The organism is Coprococcus sp. AM97-35 (assembly GCF_027697525.1).
GTDB lineage: Bacteria > Bacillota > Clostridia > Lachnospirales > Lachnospiraceae > Allocoprococcus > Allocoprococcus comes.
Window position 1 is genome coordinate 1 of record NZ_JAQESL010000049.1, and the last position, 5,951, is coordinate 5,951.

Genomic DNA, 5,951 nt, shown 5'->3' on the forward strand with positions numbered 1-5,951 from the left:
CGCAATTCAGAATATTCTGACATCAATTTAACATGCTTTTGCGAATGGCTCGGCTGAACATCCCCTTCCATTTGCCTTTCCATTTCCTTTTTCATTTCACATTTACAAAAAGCAGCCGTACCAACACTCTGATACAACTGCTTGTATTTTAAAACATTGATTTCATTTTAATTATCAGATATATGGTTGCAAAAACTGCAACCAGATACACACACCCAATAATTGCAGAACTCTTTTTCCCTCTTCCCCATTTTTCCGTTGCAAGATACATTGCATCCAACACATCAAACAGAAAGAAAAACTGGAATACCGTATGTACAACTGCTTCGGCAAACCCTATTTTCCCACTTTTATAGGTCATACGGATCACCTGGATCCCATAAAAGCTTCCCGGTAAAATAGCAAGCCATGTTGCACCAACCGAAAAAACGACTGCTGCAATCAGCCACGGCAGCAATACCGGAGCAAAGATTATCGCGGCTCCCCGGCTTCCTACCAGCACTGCCATACTTATGAAAAAATAATAAATGAACAGAACCAGAAAATTCACACAGAAAAAGACAACCAGCCCATATTTATGGATCAGCATACGGTTCACGCATTCAATCGGATTTCCCGTTTTGTATATCTTAAATGACTGTCCAATATTTATGATTCCCACAACTGCCACAAGTCCCCAATAAAAAAACAGTGGAAGAAACACAATCATCAACATTAATCCGATATGCCCCTCCTGGATTTTATCCAGCAGTCCCGTAACAAGAATAAGATATACATATGCAAGTGGTACACATAAAGTTAATAGTATTACATAAAGAAATGTACTTTTCCGTGATTTTCTATTTTCCATATCCTGGCTCTCCATATTTCAGGAAAAGGGAACCGTAATTTTCTATACAGCTCCCTCTTTCCCTGTTTTCTATTTATCTGCGTCCCATAAATGCTTCAATCTCATCGATCTGTCTCGGAATTGCTCTTGACAGATTTTCACATCCATCTTCTGTGATCAGGCAATTATCTTCCAGACGGAATCCAATGCCCCATTCTTCATGATAAACACCGATATCTACACAGAATACAACACCCGGTACAGCAAGTCCGCTTCCTTCTACCACGTCATGTACATCAAATCCAACATGATGTGCTCCACCGTGCCACATGTAAGTCCCAATATCTTCAAAATTTTTGCATACTCCTGCTTCTTTTAACTGTTCAAATGTATATTTACGGATGATCTTATCCACATCCAGAAGCGGTACACCCGGTTTCAGTGTACTGAACATATATTCTGAAGTATTGTAAATGCACTCATAAAGCAATTTCTGACGGTCATTAAATCTTCCATTGCACGGAAATGCCCTGGATACATCGTTGATCTCATAATCCCATACAGCACCAACGTCATTCAGGATCATATCTCCATCCTGTGCCTGTCCGCGATAATCATAGTAATGAATTTTAAAGTTGTTCTTTCCTGATGAAATGATAGACGGAAATCCTGGTGAAAGCACTCCCCTCTGAGCCAGTGCATAATCAAATTCTGCTTTATACTGGTATTCGTACATTCCCGGTTTAGATGCTTTCATCATTGCTTCGATTCCGGCCTTTGTGATCGTTTCCGCTTTCTTCATTGCCTCAATCTCACATGGTTTCTTGATCAGGCGAAGCTGTTTCATGATCGGATGAAGGTTGCCAAGTCCAACAAACGGAGCATGTTCTTTCAGATACTTGCCAAGGCGGTATGCTTCTACTGCCGGCGTATTTTCATAAACCTTGTCAAAATCAAGATAAACTTTCTTAACATTGCCAGAAAATAATTGTCTGGAAAAATCATTCCGGAATGCTGCCACATATTTGTAATTCGTAATTCCGGAAAGTTCTTCTGCTTCCTCTTCTTTTATACGTCTTCCGGTCCAGCGTTCTGCAAATGCATCCGGTGGAAGAAGATACAGAGTTTCTTCAATTGTTCCCTCTCCGACATAAGCCATCAGTACAATATTTTCCTGCTCAATTCCTGTCAGATACAAAAAGTTACGATTTGTAAAAAACGGATAATTCTCATCATTGGTCTTGATCGGTGCATGTCCGCTGAATACAACCACCAAAGATCCCGCTTCAAGTTTCTGATACAGGCTCTTACGATTTCCTGCGTAAAATTCTTTATTCATTGGCCAATCCTCCTGCCCTCTGCGCTTAGTGTAAATATTTTTCTTTCAGATATTCAATATAATAACCGGTATTCAGCTCTTCTCCTGTTGCTTTTTTGAGCATCTCGCGCGCAGAATAGGTCTGTCCGTACTGGTGAATATGTTCTTTTAACCAGTTTCCAATTACAGATGAATCTCCTTTTCCCAGCTTTTCAAATGCATCCGGACAATCAGCAAGAAGCTTATGAGCAAACTGTGCTGCGTAAGCATCTCCAAGTGCATATCCCTGAAAATATCCTACACATCCTGAAGCCCAGTGCACATCCTGCAGGATTCCTTCCTGATGATTCTTTGGAGTAAATCCCAGATATTCCTGATATTTTCTGTTCCATGCTTCTTCAATTGTATCCACTGTCAGTTTTCCATCGAAATATTCTTTTTCAATTTCGTAACGGATGATGATATGCAGGGTATTGGTAAGCTCATCCGCTTTCAGACGGATCAGTCCCGGTTTTACTTTATTGAGTGCCGCAAGGAATGTATCCAGAGAAATCTCTTTGTATTTTGGAACTTCCTTCTGCAGATATGGGTACAGGTTCTCCCAGAACTCTCTGGTTCTTCCTACATGATTCTCGTAGAATCTGGACTGGGATTCATGCATTGCACCTTCAATTCCGCCCCAGAGTCCGCTTTCTGCGACCTCATCGTTCGCATTATAATTATAGAGTCCGTGTCCGGTCTCATGAACCACTGCCAGAATCGCATGGATCAGCTCATCACAGTTTGTGGAGGGTCTGGAATCACGAGGTCCGGTGCAGACACATACCGGATGATGGATCTCAAATAAAGTACTCTTATCTTTATCAAGTCCCAGGATCTCCTGCGCTTTCTTCACAATACGAAGTACTGTATCATGATCTGCTTCACATTCCAGAATGGAATCATCAATCTTACTCTGTTCTTCTCTTACCGCATTTAAAATTTCGCAGACAGCATCTTTGATTTTTGCCAAAATTGCATCAATCTCTTCCAGACGATAATCCTTATCAAACCGGTTCACCAGAACCTGATATGGTTTTTCATCCGGATTGATCGCTGTTGCTATCTTCTCCTGTAAATCAAACTGTTTTTTCAGTACCGGCTTAAAGCTTTCAAAATCATCTGCCTCATAGCATTTTCCCCATGCCAGCTGTCCATCTGCATTTGCCTGATTCAATTCTCCCTGCAGGCTTGCCGGAATCTGTACTGCTTCTTTATATTTTCCGATCAGATAACGTACCATACCTTTGTCTGTATCTGAATCAAAAGCTGTCTCTCCTTCCAGTGACTCTACCAGTTCTTTTGTCTCTTTGCTTGTCAGTTTCTCATTAGAAAGCTCTGTCAGATATGCTCCGACTTTCCCTTCATAATCAAATCCATCCTTCGGGCAGTTATTCCATCTGTCATAGTAAATGATATTATCCATACACTCCAGATAACGGAGTTTCACAACAATATCCTTCACCTTTTCCATCTGTTCTTTTGTAGCCATTACCGTACCAACCTTTCTCCTTAGACTAATGTTCAAACTTTGGTCCGATTATACCATTTGTTTCCCCGTAGTGTCAATCTTTTGGCAAAAGCCGGTTCCTCTGTTATGCCTTTATTTCTTCACTGTAGATTCGTTCGATATGCATTGCCAGATACCCGATTTCCATCTCATCAAGTTCTTTTCCAATACTCTTTCCGAGCATATCGCAGACTTTTTTTGCAGTCATATACGCTTCCGGAAATTTGGATTCTATATATTCATTCATATTGATACGAAGATCCTCCCCCGTCATAGCACGTGCTACCATATATTTGATATGGTTCATCAGACGATTATAGGAAAGCGAGATCACATCGATCTTTTTTCCTGTTTCTTTTTCGATCATCTCAATACATTCTCTCACTGCACGGGCCGTCTGCATTGCCACAGACACTTTTTCATCCTCGATTGCTGAATGAATGTGAAGTGCCACGTATCCGATTTCATGCTCATCGATCGTGATCTGCATTCTCTTCTGCAAAATATCTCTGAGCACGGATGCTGCTTGAAATTCATTATGAAAAAGTACTCTGATATCATCTGTCAGTGGATTGCTGATCTGCTCCTGATTCCGGATTCGCGAAACAGCAAAGGAGATATGATCTGCCAGCGGGATCATGATCCGGCGGTCTACTTTCCCAAAAACTTTTTCTGCTTCCCGGATCACCTCATCTGCAATTTCCAGAAATTCCGGATCCATCTCCTGCACCAGAGATTTGGCAGATCCTCTGTCTGTCTGTTCGGTCAGGCGGTAAGTTGCTGTATCTTCTGTCACTTCAAAACGCTGACTGACCTTCTTTCCAAAGCCAATTCCTTTACCGAGAAGGACGTATTCCTGGTTATCCTCTGTATTGATTGCGATCACGCCATTATTATTCAAAATTTTGCTTACTCTGTACATATCTGATTCCCCCGAAGACGAGTTTTAAGTTCTGATTTTATCCTAGCAGAGAATGAGGGGAAAGTCAAAAAAAGGTTGAGAAAAAGGGAACGCAAATTTGGCTGTTTTCTGACGGGTGTGAAATAGCTTCCGCAAAAAACAAATAAAAGCAAAACGGGGCTGTTGCACGATGAATCGTGCTTAGCCCCGTAAGTTTGTTTGATGTTTTTGATGTGATTATCACAAAATCTGTGAATAGATTTTATTTGGTTTCCCGGATCTTCTTTCTGAGCGGAAGTACCATTGCAGGGGATACGGATAATTCGTCTAATCCCATGCTTAAGAATTCTTCTGTCAGTTCGAGGTCAGCTCCGAGTTCGCCGCAGATTCCGATCCATTTGCCTTCTGCGTGGGCATTTTCGGCTGCCATGCGGATCATTGCAAGGACTGCCGGGTGGTGCGGATCGTAGAAGGCATCCAGCTTCTGGTTCTGACGGTCGATTGCCAGCGTGTACTGGGTCAGATCATTGGTCCCTACGCTGAAGAAATCCACTTCTTTTGCAAGCTCACGGCTCATCATAACGGCAGCCGGTGTCTCAATCATGATTCCCAGTTCCACATCCTCACGGAACGGGATCTTTGCCTCACGAAGCTCTTCTTTGACCTCTTCGATGATCACCTTGATCTGCTTCACTTCTTTTACCGAAATGATCATCGGGAACATAATGGCGATCTGTCCGTAAGCAGATGCCCGGTACAAGGCACGAAGCTGGGTCTTGAAGATCTCCGGTCTTGTCAGGCAGATACGGATTGCCCGGTATCCCAGTGCCGGGTTCTCTTCTTTGTCAAGTCCAAAGTAATCCACCTGCTTGTCTGCTCCGATATCCAGGGTACGGATAATGACCTTTTTGCCTGCCATATTTTCTGCAACCTGTTTGTATACCTGGAACTGCTGTTCTTCGGTCGGGAAATCTTCGCTTTCCAGATACAGGAACTCACTTCGGAAAAGTCCGATCCCTCCTGCATCATTTTTAAGTACGGCGCCCACATCGGAAAGATTACCGATATTCGCATAGACATTGATCTTCTGTCCGGAAAGGGTGACATTCTCTTTGCCCTTCAGTTCTTCCAGAAGTGTTTTCTGTCTGCGGTCTTCTTCGCGCTTTTCGGTCATGACCTTCATGGTCTCTTCATCCGGATCTATATAGATGGTTCCGGTAAAGCCGTCGATGGCTGCCATATGTCCGTCATATTCTTTTGCAAGCCCTTCTCCCAGACCAATAACGGCTGGGATGTTCATAGTCCTTGCAAGGATTGCCGTATGGGAATTTGCTGATCCGTACATGGTTGCAAA

5 protein-coding genes are annotated in these 5,951 nt (G+C 42.6%); all 5 read right to left on the reverse strand.

Annotation, left to right across the window (positions count from 1 at the left end; all coding sequences use genetic code 11):
- Positions 1-148: 148 nt before the first annotated feature.
- On the reverse strand, positions 149-850 hold the full coding sequence (locus PG840_RS16245) for a hypothetical protein (RefSeq protein WP_270613884.1): 702 nt from the start codon (positions 848-850) through the stop codon (positions 149-151).
- Positions 851-923: 73 nt separating this feature from the next.
- Positions 924-2,168 (reverse strand): aminopeptidase P N-terminal domain-containing protein, encoded by a 1,245-nt coding sequence (locus tag PG840_RS16250; protein ID WP_117824789.1) that lies wholly within the window; start codon positions 2,166-2,168, stop codon positions 924-926.
- A 25-nt stretch (positions 2,169-2,193) separates the two neighbouring features.
- Positions 2,194-3,678 carry a carboxypeptidase M32 gene (locus PG840_RS16255; protein WP_055158218.1) on the reverse strand — a complete coding sequence of 495 codons (1,485 nt, stop codon included), beginning with the start codon at positions 3,676-3,678 and terminating at the stop codon, positions 2,194-2,196.
- Positions 3,679-3,781: 103 nt separating this feature from the next.
- The gene (locus PG840_RS16260) at positions 3,782-4,618 is read right to left on the reverse strand and encodes a PRD domain-containing protein (RefSeq protein ID WP_008368484.1); all 837 of its coding nucleotides are present in this window, start codon (positions 4,616-4,618) and stop codon (positions 3,782-3,784) included.
- Positions 4,619-4,859: 241 nt separating this feature from the next.
- On the reverse strand, positions 4,860-5,951 hold a 1,092-nt coding region (ptsP, locus tag PG840_RS16265), incomplete at its 5' end, for a phosphoenolpyruvate--protein phosphotransferase (RefSeq protein WP_270613885.1).

What these genes read in the sequence shown, in the direction of transcription:
- PG840_RS16245 (WP_270613884.1), bottom strand. Translation starts at nt 850, where the DNA reads ATGGAAAATAGAAAATCACGGAAAAGTACATTTCTTTATGTAATACTA.
- PG840_RS16250 (WP_117824789.1), bottom strand. Translation starts at nt 2,168, where the DNA reads ATGAATAAAGAATTTTACGCAGGAAATCGTAAGAGCCTGTATCAGAAA.
- PG840_RS16255 (WP_055158218.1), bottom strand. Translation starts at nt 3,678, where the DNA reads ATGGCTACAAAAGAACAGATGGAAAAGGTGAAGGATATTGTTGTGAAA.
- PG840_RS16260 (WP_008368484.1), bottom strand. Translation starts at nt 4,618, where the DNA reads ATGTACAGAGTAAGCAAAATTTTGAATAATAATGGCGTGATCGCAATC.